Source organism: Arthrobacter rhizophilus (assembly GCF_026241105.1).
Lineage (GTDB): Bacteria > Actinomycetota > Actinomycetes > Actinomycetales > Micrococcaceae > Arthrobacter.
Window position 1 is genome coordinate 14,133 of the sequence record NZ_JAPFFT010000039.1, and the last position, 15,783, is coordinate 29,915.

At 66.2% G+C, this 15,783-nt stretch carries 11 protein-coding genes and 1 pseudogene; 10 read left to right on the forward strand and 2 right to left on the reverse strand.

Features of this window, described 5'->3' with window-relative positions:
• Window position 1 precedes the first annotated feature (1 nt).
• Window positions 2–673 (forward strand): 3-oxoacid CoA-transferase subunit B, encoded by a 672-nt coding sequence (locus OOZ51_RS20280; protein WP_265981622.1) that lies wholly within the window; start codon window positions 2–4, stop codon window positions 671–673.
• Window positions 674–697: 24 nt separating this feature from the next.
• A complete protein-coding gene (locus OOZ51_RS20285; RefSeq protein WP_265981624.1) occupies window positions 698–1,519 on the forward strand; it encodes an IclR family transcriptional regulator domain-containing protein in 822 nt (273 codons plus the stop codon).
• A gap of 43 nt (window positions 1,520–1,562) precedes the next feature.
• On the opposite strand, the gene OOZ51_RS20290 is transcribed toward OOZ51_RS20285, so the two are convergent.
• The gene (locus tag OOZ51_RS20290; RefSeq protein WP_265981627.1) at window positions 1,563–5,246 is read right to left on the reverse strand and encodes an RCC1-like domain-containing protein; all 3,684 of its coding nucleotides are present in this window, start codon (window positions 5,244–5,246) and stop codon (window positions 1,563–1,565) included.
• Between the two features lie 103 nt (window positions 5,247–5,349).
• Window positions 5,350–5,868: pseudogene (locus OOZ51_RS20295) on the reverse strand (NADPH-dependent FMN reductase); the annotation flags it as partial.
• Here OOZ51_RS20295 and OOZ51_RS20300 point away from each other — a divergent pair.
• The 8 genes from OOZ51_RS20300 to OOZ51_RS20335 all read left to right on the forward strand — a co-directional run.
• Entirely contained in the window at window positions 5,852–6,028 is a 177-nt protein-coding gene (locus OOZ51_RS20300) for a hypothetical protein (protein ID WP_265981629.1), read from the forward strand. The pseudogene OOZ51_RS20295 and the gene OOZ51_RS20300 overlap by 17 nt on opposite strands.
• A 270-nt stretch (window positions 6,029–6,298) precedes the next feature.
• The gene (locus OOZ51_RS20305) at window positions 6,299–6,691 is read left to right on the forward strand and encodes a hypothetical protein (RefSeq protein WP_265981631.1); all 393 of its coding nucleotides are present in this window, start codon (window positions 6,299–6,301) and stop codon (window positions 6,689–6,691) included.
• Window positions 6,692–6,757: 66 nt separating this feature from the next.
• The gene (locus tag OOZ51_RS20310) at window positions 6,758–7,963 is read left to right on the forward strand and encodes an MFS transporter (RefSeq protein ID WP_265981633.1); all 1,206 of its coding nucleotides are present in this window, start codon (window positions 6,758–6,760) and stop codon (window positions 7,961–7,963) included.
• A gap of 254 nt (window positions 7,964–8,217) precedes the next feature.
• Window positions 8,218–8,685 (forward strand): VOC family protein, encoded by a 468-nt coding sequence (locus tag OOZ51_RS20315; RefSeq protein ID WP_265981635.1) that lies wholly within the window; start codon window positions 8,218–8,220, stop codon window positions 8,683–8,685.
• Between the two features lie 69 nt (window positions 8,686–8,754).
• Window positions 8,755–9,945, forward strand: coding sequence for a Re/Si-specific NAD(P)(+) transhydrogenase subunit alpha (locus OOZ51_RS20320; RefSeq protein WP_265981636.1), 1,191 nt, complete (start codon window positions 8,755–8,757; stop codon window positions 9,943–9,945).
• The gene (locus OOZ51_RS20325) at window positions 9,945–10,289 is read left to right on the forward strand and encodes an NAD(P) transhydrogenase subunit alpha part 2 (RefSeq protein WP_265981642.1); all 345 of its coding nucleotides are present in this window, start codon (window positions 9,945–9,947) and stop codon (window positions 10,287–10,289) included. The genes OOZ51_RS20320 and OOZ51_RS20325 overlap by 1 nt, the downstream gene beginning before the upstream one ends.
• Window positions 10,286–11,659, forward strand: a complete 1,374-nt coding sequence (locus OOZ51_RS20330; RefSeq protein ID WP_265981637.1) for an NAD(P)(+) transhydrogenase (Re/Si-specific) subunit beta — start codon at window positions 10,286–10,288, stop codon at window positions 11,657–11,659. The genes OOZ51_RS20325 and OOZ51_RS20330 overlap by 4 nt, the downstream gene beginning before the upstream one ends.
• A 156-nt stretch (window positions 11,660–11,815) precedes the next feature.
• Window positions 11,816–15,783: fibronectin type III domain-containing protein (locus OOZ51_RS20335; protein ID WP_265981639.1), on the forward strand; the 3,968-nt coding region annotated here is incomplete at its 3' end.

A 15,783-nucleotide genomic window follows, 5' to 3' on the forward strand; every position in this document is an offset into this window, starting at 1 on the left:
CATGAGCACCCAAACCTCAACAAAACCCTTGGGCCGCGACGACCTTGCGCGGCTCGTGGCACGGGACATCGCGCCCGGCTCGTTCGTGAACCTCGGCATCGGGCAGCCCACGCTCGTCTCCAACTACCTCACGGAAGAGCAGAACATCACGCTCCACACCGAGAACGGGATGCTCGGCATGGGACCGGAGGCCAAGGGCGAGGAGATCGACGGCGACCTCATCAACGCCGGCAAGATCCCCGTCACCGAACTCCCCGGCGCCTCGTATTTCCACCACGCCGATTCCTTCGCGATCATGCGCGGCGGCCACCTGGATATCTGTGTGCTTGGCGCTTTCCAGGTCTCAGCCACCGGGGACCTCGCCAACTGGCACACCGGCGCACCGGACGCCATTCCGGCCGTAGGCGGCGCGATGGACCTGGCCACCGGCGCCAAGGATGTGTTCGTCATGATGACGCTGCTGACCCGCGACGGCGTGTCCAAGCTCGTCGATACCTGCAGCTACCCGCTCACCGGGGTGGGCTGCGTGACCCGCGTGTACACAGACAAAGCCGTCTTCCTGATAGCGCCCGACGGCGTGAGCGTGCGTGAGACGTTCGGCTGCACCTTCGAAGAACTCCAAGAGCTGGTGCCGGTCCCGCTGAAGGCGGCTGGCGCCGTCGTCGGCCTCTGAACGGGGCCAATAGGATTGGTAACCATGACCGACGCAGCAGTGGCCGGAGCACCCCAGGCAGGCGCTCCCCAGGCGAGTGACCAGTACGTACAATCGCTGGCACGTGGCTTGTCCGTGATCCGTGCTTTCGACGCGGCCAACCCCGTCATGACACTCAGCGAGGTGGCGGCGCGCACCAATCTGACGCGTGCCACGGCCCGGCGGTTCCTTCACACCCTGGTAGAGCTGGGCTATGTCCGCACCGACGGCAAGACCTTCGCACTCACGGCGATGGTGCTGCAGCTTGGCTACTCCTACCTGTCGGCGTTGTCCCTGCCCCAACTCGCGCAGCCGCACCTCGAGGACCTTTCGCTGAAACTGGGGGAATCGACGTCGGCCGCGGTACTGGATGGCGCGGACATCTTCTACGTGGCCCGCGTGACCACGCGCCGGATCATGACGGTCGGCATCTCGGTGGGCACCCGCTTCCCGGCCTACGCCACGTCCATGGGGCGCGTGCTTCTGGCCGATCTTTCGAAGCAGAAACTGGACGAATACCTGTCCTCGGTGGAGTTCAAGGCCCTGACGCCACGGACCATGATGACCCGCGAGGAACTTCTGGCCGAGCTGAACCGCGTGCGCGCACAAGGATGGTGCCTGCTGGACCAAGAGCTGGAACTCGGGCTTATGTCCGTGGCAGCCCCCGTGCGCAACGCTGCAGGGAAAGTTGTGGCCGCAGTCAACGTCTCGCTCCAGGCCCAAAACGTCGCAGCACAGCCCGAGCCCGCGGCGTACATCGACTCGGTCCGTCATGCGATCGTGCACACCGCTGGACTGATCTCAGCGGATATTGCCGCGAAGCATTGAGCCCCAAACAAGTCTCGGCAGCCTTTAGCGCCGAAGGTGGCGCCTACAGCCAGAGCCGCGTCACTCCGGCGAGGCCCTGGACCTGAACGGGCGTGGTGCTGCTACCTGTGCTGCCGTTGCCGAGTTGACCCTGTGCGTTGTAACCCCACGCGCGGACCGTTCCATCGCTGAGCAAGGCGAATGCGTCGTAGATGCTGCTCGCGATCGAGCTGACTCCAGTGAGGCCCTGGACCTGGACAGGGGTGCTGCTGTTTGTGATGGTGCCGTTGCCGAGTTGGCCATACCAGTTGGCACCCCAGGCCCGGACTGTCCCATCGTTGAGCAGGGCATACCCCGCGATTTCACTGGCAGCTACGGCCGTCACTCCTGCGAGGCCTTGAACTTGGACCGGGGTGCTGCTGTTGGTGGTGGTGCCGTTGCCGATCTCGCCGTAGCCCCCGAAACCCCAAGCCCAAACGGTGCCGTTGCCCAGCACTGCGTAGGCCGTCCCACCGTTGGCCGTGAAGGACACGGTTCCGCTGAGGCCGGCGACCTGGACCGGGGTATTGCTGTTGGCCTTGGTGCCGTTTCCCAGCTGCCCATAACCGTTGTAGCCCCAGGCTCGGAGGGTCCCGTCAGCCAGGACAGCGTAGGCCGTACCGTAACTGGCCGAGATCGAGGAGACTCCTGTGAGGCCGGTGACCTGGACCGGGGTGCTGCTGGCGGCGTTGGTGCCGTTGCCCAACTGCCCCGACTGATTGCTGCCCCAGGCGCGAACCGACCCGTCATTCAGCACAGCGTAGGCGGTGCCTCCGTTGGCAGTGATCGAGGTGGCCGTGCTGAGCCCCTGGACTTGGACCGGCGTAGTGCTGTTGCTGGTGGTGCCGTTTCCGAGCTGGCCGGACGAATTGTCTCCCCAAGCCCACACCGTTCCGTCGCCAAGCAGGGCGTAAGCGGTACTTCCGCTGGCGGTGAGGGATAAGACCCCTGACAGTCCAGTGACTTGGACGGGAATGCTGCTGTCGGTGGTGGTGCCGTTTCCGAGCTGGCCGAACCCGTTTCCACCCCAGGCCCACACTGTTCCGTTGATCAGCGCGGCGTACTTGGTACTCGCGCCCTGAGCTCCAGCGAACACCCCGGCGAGGCCCTGGATGCCGACCGGCGTGCTGCTGAAGGAGGTTGTGCCAGTGACGCCGAGTTGGTGGTTATAGTTGTCGCCCCAGGCGCGGATGGTTCCGTCCGCAAGCAAGGCGAACGCGGCCCCTCTGCCGGCCGTAACCGAACCGACTCCGCTAAGACCGGCGACTTGGCCGGGGGCGTTGCTGCTGGTGATGGTGCCATTACCGAGTTGGCCGGATTGGTTGAGTCCCCAGCTTCGAACAGTCCCGTCGCGCAGCACGGCGTAAGCCACCGTGTTGTTGGAATCCCCTTTGTCGGCCGTGATGGAGGCGGCTCCGGCGAGGCCTTGAACCTGGACGGGGATGCTGCTGTTGGTGGCGGTGCCGTTGCCAAGCTGTCCGGACTGGTTGGAGCCCCAAGCGCGAGCGGTGCCGTCGCCCAAGACCGCGTATGCGGTGCCTGCGCTGGCCGTCATGGACGTGACGTTGCTGAGGCCCTGGACCCGGACCGGGGTGTAGCCATCCGATGTTGTCCCGTTGCCGAGCTGGCCGCTCGCGTTGGCGCCCCAAGAACGCACGGTTCTGTCGGACAGCAGGGCGTAGGCGCTGGAGTTGCTGGCGGCGATCGAGGTGACGCCGGTGAGCCCTTGAACTTGGGCAGGGGTGTTGCTGACGTTGGCGGAATTTCCGGTGCCAAGCTGCCCGTTCGAATTGTCGCCCCAGGCGCGGACGGTTCCGTCAGCCAACAGTGCATAGGCGCTGAAGTCGCTGGCCGTGATGGAGGTGACGCCGGTGAGGCCCATAACTTGGACCGGGGATCCACTGCCGCTGCCGGTAGTGCCATTGCCGAGCTGACCCACAAAGTTGGCGCCCCAGGAACGGACAGTTCCGTCACTTAGCAAGGCGAAGGCTCCATAGTAGGTGGCTGTGATGGAGGTGACGCCCGTGAGGCCCTGGACCTGGAGCGGCGTGCTGCTGGAGGTGATCCCGCTGCCGAGCTGGCCGGACGCACCATCGCCCCACGCGCGGACGGTTCCATCGTTCAGAAGCGCATACGCAGTGCCCCCATTGCTGGTTATCGACGTGACTCCGGTGAGGCCTGGGACTTGAGCAGGGGTGCTGCTGTCCAAAGTGGTCCCGTTGCCGAGCTGCCCCCGGCTGTTGAGGCCCCAGGCCCGGACTGTTCCATCACCCAGCAGCGCGAAACTCGTGGACCCGTCCCCGGCGAAGGACTTAACTCCGGAGAGGCCTGCGATGGCCGCCGCAGTCGCGAGGTAGGGTGTGGTGCCGTTGCCGAGCTGGCTGGACTGGTTGTCGCCCCACGTGAGGGCGGAACTGGTTGACGTTCCGGCGAGGAAGTAGCCCGCGACGTCGGCAATCAGCTGGGTGGCGCCTGCGGAGCGGTTGAAGAGGGTGATTTTGCCGTCGGAACCAACCGGTACGGTGACGGAGCCCGGGATAGTCTGGCCGCCGGCGAAGTTCACGTTGGAGGCGTTCGGCCGTGTGGTTCCCGAGGCGTAGGCGGTGATGAAACCGTACGACTGCGGGCCGGTGACGGTGAGGTTGAACACGGCCGCCGCGGCATTGGCGGGAATTCCGTTCACGCCACCGACCCGGAAGGACACTGTCCCATCCGGGCCTGCTGGCGTGCCGGGGCGCGTATCGAGGAGCCTGGCCGGGGTCACCGGGACGAACACGCCGGGCGTGCTCGGGGCACCGGTGAGGTAGTAGCCCGCGACGTCGGCGATCAGCTGGGTGGCGCCTGCGGAGCGGTTGAAGAGGGTGACTTTGCCGTCGACGCCGACGGGAACGGTGACGGAGTTTGGAACCGTCTGGTCTGCGGCGAAGTTGATGTTGGAGGAGTTTGGGCGTTCAGTTCCGGAAGCGTAGGCCGCGATGAACCCGAACGAGGTGGGGTTCGCGACGGTCAGGTTGAAGGTCACTGCGGAGACTGTTGCCGGGATCCCGCCCACCCCGCCTACCTGGAATGACACCGTGCCGTCCGGGCCCGCAGGTGCGCTGGGTCGGGTGTCCAAGAGCCTGGCCGGGACCACCGGGACGAACGCGCCGGGTACCGTCGGCGTGCCGGGGAGATAGTAGCCGGAGACGTCCGCGATGAGGTGGGTGTTGCCGGGGGACCGGTTGAACAGGGCGACTTTGCCGTCGGAGCCAACCCGGACGGTAACGGAGTTCGGCACAGTCTGGCCGCTCGCGAAGTTCACGTTGGAGGAGTTTGGCCGGTCGGTTCCTGAGGCGTAGGCGGTGATGAAACCGTACGACTGCGGGCCGGTGACCGTGAGGTTGAAGGTGACCGCTGAAACCGAGTCGGGGATCCCGTTGACGCCGCCCACCTGGAAGGAAACGGCAGAGTCAGGGCCCGCGGGCGTGCTGTTGCGCGTGTCCAGGAGCCGGGCAGGTGCGATTGGAATGAAGGCGCCCGCCGCCGTCGGCCTCGCCGAGGTTCCCACGACGGCGGCCGGCGTTATCGCGGAACCGCCAATAACGGCAGCCCCGGCGCCGGGGGCCGCCAGCCCGGACATCACAACCAGGACACCCAATGCCGCAGCCACGCCAGTGGCGCCCCGCCTTAGCCGCGCACGCAAAGAAACCATGGAATCCTCGAAAGACATGGCTCCCGGTGATGGGCAAGCCGCTACTGATCTTCGCGAAAATTACCACACGGGTGGAGCCGGGCTCGGCTGCGGCGCGGTGTTCCCAGTGGCAAAGCCAACATCACCGCGTCAGCTTGGCGCCGTCCGGGTGTTCGTCGCCAATGTGCCCGGGAGCGTTGGCGGCCAGGACGCGTTGGACGAACGCGCTGTACTCCTCCATGTAGTGGCGCAGCAGCGACGCGGTTCCTTCATCCCGGACGGATCCGTCCTCGTTGTAGGACGCCGGATCGAACTTGATGTAGGCCTCCGGGGCGTTCAGTTGCGGTGCGTCGAGGAAGCTCAGGACGCTGCGCATGGAGGACTGCATCACGGCCGTGCCGATGCTGCCTGGAGATGTTCCGATGATGCCAGTGGGCTTGCGGGCGAAGGAGTTGGTTCCCCAGGGCCGGGATCCCCAGTCGATGGCATTCTTCAAGGCGCCGGGGATGGAACGGTTGTACTCGGGGGAGACGAACAGGATGCCGTCCGACGCCGCGATCGCGTCCTTCAACGCCCGGCCTGCAGGCGGGAAATCGGCGTCGTAGTCCGAGCTGTACAGGGGCAGGTCCTTGATGGGAATCTCGGTGAATTCCAGTTCCTCCTCGGTGAACCCGAGCTTCGCCGCGACGCGCGGTCAGCCCTACCAGTACGGTGGTGGCGACCCTCTGGACCAGGCCAACCGTACCGCCGTCGTCCTCCGTATTGCCGGAGCGGTCTTCGCATCCAGAGCAATTCTGGCGTTACGCCCAAGAGGCCAGTAGCTGGTTCCTCGATGGTTGGCGATGGCCGGGACGTATTGCCGGATGGCGGTGGCCCTCTCGTGGTACCAGCACAACAGAACCTTTTGGGACAGCACCGCCCCGACAAACCGCGCGTGCGAGGATCCGCTCGCGTCGAGTTGCCCGGGAATTGTTGATCGCTGAGGCGCGTCACATTTGCGCCCATGATGGCACTAGTCATTGCCGGACTATTCCAAACATTCGGAAAACCGGTATTACAACTTTGTCATTAAAACGATTGGGGTTTGTTCGATGTCTAAAACGAAGAGTGCCACCACGCTCGAGCTCGTCGCTCTCGGCGGCTCAATCCAGGAACGCCGCCGCGGACGTGAGGCCGTGACCCAGTCCGAAGTCGCCATCCGTCTGAATTCCGACGCCGCCGTGGAAAAGTGCCTGCGGGGACTGGATCTCTCGGACCAGCGACTGGCCGACGTCCCGCAAATGTACGACTGGGTGATGGTCTGGAAGGAAACGGAAAAGGGCAAGCCCGGCGCGACGGTACGCTTTGGCGTGGCATGGTATGACGAGGCCTACTTTCAGGAGAAGAAGGACATTTACCTGGGAGCCGACCACCTGGCGATGTTCGCCGGCTTCGGTGCCGGCAGCGCCGACGTCGAGGTCAAGCACTACGTCCTGGCCGCCTGAGGCACGATCCGTACGAAGGAAGGGTCCGGGCGAGCCCGGACCCTTCTCTCATGGCAAGGACACCAAATGAGTGCTCAGGCCTTGACGGCGACACGCACGGGCTCAGGTCCGTTGCTGGCGCTGGCGGCTACCCAGGGACTGTCCGCGGCCGGTGACCTGGTGACGCTGACGGCCCTGATCGTCGGCCTGCAGGCCCGCGACGGAGGCCCGCTGCTGGTCACGCTGCTGATTGTTGCTTCGTTGTTGCCGGGCATTCTGATCGGACCTGCCGTCTCACATTTGATGGATCGCTTTGACGCCGGAACGGTCTTGAAGACCGGGCTGCTGGCCAGGGCATTGCTTGTGCTTGTTTTGTCGTTCACCACGGACACCGTCCTGGTGCTTGCACTGTTCCTGGGCGCGAGTGCCGTGTCGGTTATGGAGAACCCGGCAATCCTCACCCTCGCCCCTGCAGTGAAACCGGAAGACATGGAGACTCTCAAGGTCTACGCCCGGCTCGCCCTGTTCCGGAACCTTGGCGCCATCGCCGGCCCCGTTGCGGCCGGCGTGTTCATCGCGGCCGGCTCGGTCCAGCTGGCACTGATCCTGGACGCAGTGTCCTCGCTGATCCTTGCCGCCGTCGTCCACATCGCACGGCTGCGCTCCTCCACAGGCATCGATCAAGGCCCGGATCCCGTGCCGGATGCTAACTGGACGGGACGAAACGGGGTTGGCCGGCTGCTGCAATCCGGTGTCGGGGCGTCGGTGTGGATGCTGGCCCTGGCCATCCTGTTCACAGCGGCGTTGCCCGTGGCACAGGCCCAGTTCCTTCTCAAGGACCTTGCCATCGGTCCGGCCCTCTACGGAGCTGTACTGGCAACCTACGCCGCAGGTCGGCTTGGGGCATCGCTCCTGTCATCCCTTGTGACCGTTCCCGCCCGCGCCACGACGCTGCTCACAGCCGCATGCCTTCTCATGGGTGCCGCCCTCGCCTCGGCCGCGCTGGTTCCGGTGGGCCCTGTCGTCGTCGTCTCGTTCTTTCTCGCCGGTGCAGCAAACACCCAACAGGTACTCTCGATCCGCACCATCGTCCACGACGCCACCCCACAGGCCCGGCTCGGCACTACCTTCACCGCACTGGGCGCCGTGAACAACACAGCCACCCTCATCGGTGTCATTGCTGGCGGGGCGATAGTCGGCATCGTGTCCGGCACCACCGGACTGCTCTTCGCTGGCGCCGGGACAATCGCTGCCGTCCTCGTCGTCGGGTTGGTTCGTTCCGGCAGGCAATGACCACGTCCGGGCCGCTTCTCTAGCAAATGCACTGTGAGGGGGCGCTAACAGCAACCTAGATTCCTCCGAAGTTTGACCACGTTGCCGTCTCGAAAACCCACAGTTCTTCGAGACACGGACGTCGGGTCATTTCACCGTGAACCTGCTGCGGGAATGCGGTGCATTTGGGGTCCATCTCGGACGGGTTGACCTCACAACAACGTCGGGCCTCGTCATACTGAACTGCCGTGACCCTTGCTGAGTAAGACGGTGAGTTGAACGCGCTAACCCAGGCATCGTCGCAGACCGTACACAGAGTCGGCCCCGCGGCAGGAGGCTTTCTCCTGTCGCGCATCATGCGGTTCGACCACGTCGGTGTCACCGTCAAGGACCTCGGTCAAGTAACGGCGTTCTTCGTTGGACTCGGGCTCGAGGTCGAGGGCCGGACGTTCGTGGAGGGCGAGTTCATCGACACAGTCATAGCGATCCCTGATTCCCGTACAGAGACCGTCATGTTGCGAACACCTGACGGCGGAACAGGGGTGGAGCTTTCCAGTTTCGTCTGGCCCGACCCCGGGATGGTATCGTCGGCGGCCATGGCCAACGAACTCGTCTTGCGAAGTTGTCCCTCGAAGTCGATGATCTTCAGGCCCACGTCGATCGGCTGGCCGTGGTGGGCAAAGAGAGCGCCGGGTGGCGCTGCAAAACGGGTCCCCCTCCCGCCCGGCCCTTCCGCGTCCTAGACTCAAGCCAACAACGCCTCGGGGCAATGATGTTCACAAGGGCAATGGGGTGTCGGGAAGGGAGCGCGAGTGAAACTTGGCATAGCGCGGGAACGGCTGGACGGTGAACGGCGGGTTGCTGCGACGCCCGAAACGGTCAAGCAGTTGGCGTGCCTCGGACTGGAGGTCTTCGTCGAAAGCGGAGCCGGAACGGCCGCAGGACACAGCGATGACGACTACCGAAAGGCGGGCGCCCTCCTCGTCCCCACCTTGGATCTCGCGGGACTGGACGTTTACGCGCACGTCCGCCCCCTCGAACCCTCGACGGCGGCCGCGCTGCGCCGGGGCGCGGTCACCGTGGGCCTGGCATCGCCGTCGTCCGAACTTCCCACCGTCCGCGCGCTCGCCGAAGCGGGCGTGACGTCCTTCGCGCTTGAACTGGTGCCGCGCATTTCCCGGGCGCAATCCATGGACGCCCTCACGTCCCAGGCCCTCGTGGCCGGGTATCGCTGCGTGCTCGAGGCGGCCATGCGCCTGCCGCGCTTCTTCCCGCTATACATGACAGCCGCCGGAACCATCCCCCCGGCCCGCGTGCTGGTGCTGGGCGCCGGTGTGGCGGGCCTGCAGGCCATCGGCACCGCGAAGAGGCTGGGTGCCCGTGTTTCCGCCAACGACATCCGGCCGGCGTCGGCAGACGAGGTCGCCTCCATGGGCGGCACGTTCATCAAGCTCGACGTGGAGACCGCGGAGGCGTCCGGTGGTTATGCCCGTGAGCTCAGCGCCGATCGGGGTGCCCTGCAGCGCCAACTGCTCGCGCCGCACGTCGCCCAGGCAGACGTGCTCATCACGACGGCGGCCGTCCCCGGACGGCAGGCCCCGCTCCTGGTGAGCCGCGAGATGGTTCAGCACATGCGCCCAGGCTCGGTGGTGGTCGACCTCGCCGCTGAATCCGGCGGAAACGTGGAAGGCTCGGTGCCCGGCATGGATCTCCAGATCCCGACGGCGGACGGCCAGGGCACAGTCACCCTCGTGGGGATGAAGGATGTGGCCTCCGCGATGCCCGCGGACGCTTCGCGCCTTTACGCGAAGAACGTCGCCAATCTGCTGGCCCTCATGACTTGTGATGGAGCCGTTGTTCCGGACTTTGGCGATGAGGTGGTGGCGGGTGCGTGCCTGACGCACGACGGCGAGGTGCGGCACGGTCCTACGGCCGCGGCTCTTGAGGCACTCTCCGCCGGGACCGCGGAATCAGTGGGCTCCGCGAACGAGGGGGTTTCGTGATGGATGGCATCGCCCTGCTCACCATCACCGTATTGGCGGTATTCGTCGGCTTCGAGGTGGTTTCCAAGGTCTCGAGCACGCTGCACACGCCCTTGATGTCTGGCGCCAACGCTATTCACGGGATCATCTTGGTGGGCGCCATCATCGTTGCAGGGCAGGCCTCGGACCCATGGGTTCTCGCGGTTGCCTTGCTCGCCGTCGTCCTCGCCACCGCCAACCTGGTGGGAGGCTTCGTGGTGACCGACCGCATGCTCGAGATGTTCCGTGGACGCAAGCGTGAAGTGGCTCCCCCGGGCAGGGAACCCGAGGCCTTAAAGCCCGAGGCGAAGGAGGGCTTGCGATGACCCTCATCAATCCAGTGTGGACCTCGCTCCTCTACCTCGCGGCCGCCGTGTGCTTCATCCTCGCGCTCAAGGGACTGAATTCTCCCCGCACCGCCCGGCGCGGCAATTTGGTGGGCGCCTTCGGTGCGGCGCTCGCGGTCGCCACGGTTTTCTTCTCGGTCAAGATGGACAACGTTCCCTGGATCCTTGCCGCGATGGTGGTCGGTTCGGGAGTGGCCGCGCCTGTCGCGCGACAGGTCAAGATGACCCAGATGCCGCAACTAGTGGCGCTGTTCAACGGTGTGGGCGGTGGCGCCGCGGCACTCGTGGCGCTCTTGGAGCTCGCGCCCACGGAGGATCACTGGGTTCGTGTGGCCATTGTCTTCACGCTACTGGTGGGGGCGGTGTCGTTCGCGGGTTCCGCCATCACGTTCTCCAAACTCCAAGAGCTTATGACCACCCGCCCGGTGGTGTTTCCCGGCCTGCCGACCCTCATGGGGGCGGTGCTGCTCGCGGCGGTGGGTGCCGCCGTCGCCGTCGTTTTCAGTGGTTCCCTCGCGCTCGCGCTGGTGCTCTTGCTGCTGGGACTGGCCGCCGGCCTACTGCTCGTGCTGCCGGTTGGCGGCGCGGACGTGCCGATCGTCATCTCGCTGCTGAACGCCTTCACCGGCCTGGCCGTGGCGGCCTCGGGCCTGGTGCTTGGCAATGTGCTGCTGGTGGTGGCGGGCACGCTGGTTGGCGCCTCGGGCACCATCCTCACGAGAGCAATGGCCGCGGCCATGGGCCGCAGCGTTGCCGGAATCCTCTTCGGTGCGTTCAAGGGAGGCTCGACGGCGGGGTCGACGGCGGTGAGCGATCGTCCGGTGCGCTCGTCCAGCCCGGAAGACGTCGCGGTGCTTCTTGGCTACGCGCAGCGGGTCATCATCGTTCCAGGCTACGGGCTCGCAGTGGCCCAGGGGCAGCACACGGCCGCGGAGTTGGCGCTTGCACTCGAGGCGCGGGGCATCGATGTTGATTTCGCGATCCACCCGGTGGCAGGACGGATGCCAGGGCACATGAACGTCCTGCTCGCCGAAGCGAACGTGCCCTATGAGTCCCTCAAGGAAATGGGCGAGATCAACTCGGAATTCCGCACGGCCGACGTCGCGCTGGTGGTCGGCGCGAACGACGTCGTGAATCCGGCTGCGAAAACGACCGCAGGCTCGCCGATTTACGGCATGCCCATCCTCGAAGTGGCCGATGCGCGCCAAGTAGTCTTCCTGAAGCGGTCCATGCGTCCGGGATTCGCGGGGATCGAGAACGAACTCATGTACGAGCCGCAGACCACACTGCTTTTTGGAGACGCAAAGGAATCGCTGGCCAAGGTGTTGAGCGCTGTTAAGGCGCTGTAGATCGTTAACCAGCTTTGGAGTGTTCGCCAGCCCGGGGTGCTGCCACACGGGTGAGGCACACTCGCGACGCGGCCGGATGCGGAGCCGTAAGGTCAGCGCAGGTCTTGTGGGGGAGCACTCCCATCCTTGACCGGATGATCCGGCTTCGATTGGACGGTGAGTGTTGTGGGCAAATTCCCGACGCGAAATGGGGCGGCGACGACGAGCCTCGGGACCCTTTGGGCCGCCGTCGGGGCGTGCGCTTCGATGGTCCTGGCACTACTCAGCGGTTTTCCTTTGCCGGCCCATGCCGCCGCAAGCACCGTCATCACGCTCACTTTCGATGACGGCAATGCCGACCAGATGACTGCCGCAGCCACGATGAAGAGCGTCGGATTGCACGGTACCTTCTACGTCCCCTCCGGGTGGATCGATCAGCCGAGCTATTTCACCTCGGCGAACCTGCAGCAACTCTTCGCGGACGGCAACGAGATTGGCGGGCACACTGTCACTCACCCCGACTTGGTCACCTTGACCTCGGACGAAGTGACGCGCCAAGTGTGCAACGGCAGGGTTGCCCTGGCCAACATGGGTTTCAAGGTCACCAGCTTCGCCTACCCCTTTGCTTCCTCGGATCCGGCGGTGCAGACCATTGTGAAGAATTGCGGTTTCAACAGTGCACGGGGGCTCGGAGACCTCTACAGCAAGGACGACACCGGGCTCCCGGCTGCGGAAACCATTCCGCCCGCCAACCCCTATGACACCGCGGCGCCGGAGGAAGTGGACAGCACATGGACGCTGGCCAACCTCGAAGATTCCGTGACCAAGGCCCAGGCAGCTGGCGGTGGCTGGGTTCAGCTGACGTTCCACCACATCGCTGTGGGGACCGATCCGACCCTTACCATCAGCCCCGATTTGTTCAGCCAATTCACCACATGGTTGGCGCAACAACAGACAGCGGGCAGCGTTGCGGTGAAGACCGTTGACCAAGTAATTGGCGGCGCCGTCCAGCCCCTCGTCTCCGGCCCTGCCGTGCCCCCGCCGCCCCCGCAGGGGACCAACATGATCCAGAACCCGAGCTTGGAGACGCTCACCAGCGGAATTCCGCAGTGTTGGGCTGCCGGTGGATACGGCACCAATACGCCCAGCTATTCAGTGGTCTCGCCCGGACACACGGGAAACAACGCAGAACTGCTGACCCTGAGCGGCTACGTCAGTGGTGACGCAAAGCTCCTACCTGCCTTGGACCTTGGCGGCTGCTCACCCACGGGCACGCCCGGCCATATCTATCAGCTCAGTGCCTGGTATAAATCCGACGTGATCACCCAGTTCGAGCTCTATTACCGAACCGGAACGGGATACTGGACCTACTGGACCTCGAGTCCGTTGTTCAACGCCAGTAGCAACTGGTCGCAAGTTTCATGGACCACCCCGGCTCTGCCGACTGGTGCCTCGGGTATCAGCTACGGACTGAACATCCAATCGAATGGTTCGATCACCACGGACGACTACTCGATGATAGATGTCACTCCGGCGGCGACGGCGCCCGCGGCTCCTTCGGGGGTTAGCGGGACGGCGGGGAATGCGTCCGCGGTGGTGTCGTGGACGGCGCCGACTAACGGGGGCTCGGCGATCACGTCCTATACGGTGACGCCCTCTTCGGGTGGCACGGCTTTGGCGCCGGTGACCGTGACGGGCAATCCGCCCGCCACGACGGCCACTGTGACGGGTCTGACGAACGGGACGGCGTACACGTTCACGGTGACGGCCACCAACGCGATCGGCACGTCCCCGGCGTCGGCTGCGTCGGCACCGGTCACTCCTGCGGGTGCGCCCGCAGCTCCGACCGGAGTTAGCGCGACGGCGGGGAGTGCGTCCGCCACCGTGTCCTGGACGGCTCCGGCTAACGGCGGCTCGGCGATCACCTCCTACACGGTGACGCCCTCTTCCGGTGGCACGGCTTTGGCCCCGGTCACCGTGACGGGCAATCCGCCTGCGACGACGGCGAGCATCACCGGGCTGACCAACGGCACCGCTTACACCTTCACGGTGACGGCGACCAACGCCATCGGCACCTCGCCGGCGTCGGCGGCCTCGGCACCGGTCACCCCGGTGGCTGCCCCGACGGCGCCTGCGGCTCCGACCGGGGTGAGCGCGACGGCGGGGAACACTTCTGCTGTGGTGTCCTGGACCGCGCCGGCGAACGGCGGTTCTCCGATCACGTCCTACGCCGTGACCCCGCATGCCGGCACCACCAGCCTGGCGCCGGTGACGGTGTCCGGCAACCCGCCCGCGACGACGGCGACGGTGACGGGCCTGAGCAACGGGACGGCGTATACGTTCACGGTGACGGCCACGAACGCGGTGGGAACGTCGCCGGCGTCCGCGGCGTCCGCCCCAGTCACTCCCACAGGAACGACGGCGTCGACCATTGCCAACGGCGGGTTCGAGTCCGGGCTGACCTCGTGGACCACCGGTGGCGTCAGGGCACCGGTGGCCTCCACCACCGCCCACACCGGCACCGGGTCGGCACTGCTGGGCCTGGCGTCGGGGACGGAGCCTTTGGGAGACAGCTCCCTGGCCCAGACCATCACCGTGCCCGCCGCCGGGACTTCGACGCTGTCCTTCTGGTACCAGCCCCACACCGCGGACGACACCTGTAGCGGCACCACGTGCAGGTACGACTGGATGGAAGCCCAGGTCCGCAACACCAGCGGCGCCACCCTTGCCAGTCTGTTCAAACTCAGCAGCAACTCCGGCGCCTGGACCCAGCTCACCGCTGACCTGTCCGCGTACAAGGGCCAGACCATCACGCTCTGGTTCAACGTCCACCTGGACGGGTCCAGCCCGGCGGATGACACCTGGATGTACCTCGACGACGTCACCCTCACCAACAGCCAATCGGTGGGGACGGCGCCTGCCGCCCCCACCGGGGTAACAGCCACCGCCGGGAACGCTTCGGCGACCGTGTCCTGGACCGCGCCGGCCAACGGCGGCTCCGCGATCACGTCCTACGCCGTGACCCCGCATGCCGGCACGACCACCCTGGCCCCGGTGACCGTCACCGGCAACCCGCCCGCGACGACGGCGAGCGTCACGGGCCTGACCAACGGCACCGCGTACACCTTCACGGTGACGGCGACCAACGCGATCGGCACCTCCCCGGCGTCGGCGGCCTCGGCGCCGGTCACCCCGACGGCGACCGCGACGGCACCTGCCGCCCCTGCCGGGGTGAGCGCGACGGCGGGCAACGCCTCCGCAACCGTGTCCTGGACCGCACCGGCCAACGGCGGCTCTCCGATCACGTCCTACGCCGTGACCCCGCATGCCGGCGCCACGACCCTGGCCCCGGTGACCGTCACCGGCAACCCGCCGGCGACAACGGCGAGCGTCACGGGGCTGAGCAACGGCACGGCCTACACGTTCACGGTGACGGCCACCAACGCTGTGGGAACGTCTCCGGCGTCGGCGGCCTCGGCGCCGGTCACCCCGACGGCTGCGGCGACGGCGCCTGCGGCCCCGACCGGAGTAACCGCGACGGCGGGGAATGCTTCTGCCACGGTGTCGTGGACGGCGCCGGCGAACGGCGGTTCTCCGATCACCTCCTATGCTGTGACCCCGCATGCGGGCGCGACGACCCTGGCCCCGGTCACCGTCACCGGCAATCCGCCGGCGACGACGGCGACCGTGACGGGTCTGACGAACGGGACGGCCTACACGTTCACGGTCACGGCCACGAACGCGGTGGGAATGTCGCCGGCGTCGGCGGCGTCGGCGCCGGTTACCCCCGCACCCTCGGCGACGGCTCCTGCGGCTCCTTCGGGGGTAACAGCCACGGCGGGGAATGCCTCGGCGACCGTGTCGTGGACCGCGCCGGCCAACGGGGGTTCGGCGATCACGTCCTATGCGGTCACCCCGCACGCGGGCACCACGACCCTGGCCCCGGTCACCGTCACTGGTAACCCGCCGGCGACAAGCATCACCGTGACGGGTCTGACGAACGGCACGGCCTACACCTTCACGGTGACGGCCACGAACGCCATCGGCACCTCGCCAGCGTCGGCGGCCTCGGCGCCGGTTACCCCCGCACCCTCGGCGACGGCTCCTGCGGCTCCTTCGGGGGTAACAGCCACGGCGGGGAATGC

Coding starts and splice junctions, on each gene's coding strand:
- OOZ51_RS20325 (WP_265981642.1), top strand. CDS start 9,945: ATGGATGGCATCGCCCTGCTCACCATCACCGTATTGGCGGTATTCGTC.
- OOZ51_RS20280 (WP_265981622.1), top strand. CDS start 2: ATGAGCACCCAAACCTCAACAAAACCCTTGGGCCGCGACGACCTTGCG.
- OOZ51_RS20310 (WP_265981633.1), top strand. CDS start 6,758: ATGAGTGCTCAGGCCTTGACGGCGACACGCACGGGCTCAGGTCCGTTG.
- OOZ51_RS20285 (WP_265981624.1), top strand. CDS start 698: ATGACCGACGCAGCAGTGGCCGGAGCACCCCAGGCAGGCGCTCCCCAG.
- OOZ51_RS20305 (WP_265981631.1), top strand. CDS start 6,299: ATGTCTAAAACGAAGAGTGCCACCACGCTCGAGCTCGTCGCTCTCGGC.
- OOZ51_RS20290 (WP_265981627.1), bottom strand. CDS start 5,246: ATGTCTTTCGAGGATTCCATGGTTTCTTTGCGTGCGCGGCTAAGGCGG.
- OOZ51_RS20330 (WP_265981637.1), top strand. CDS start 10,286: ATGACCCTCATCAATCCAGTGTGGACCTCGCTCCTCTACCTCGCGGCC.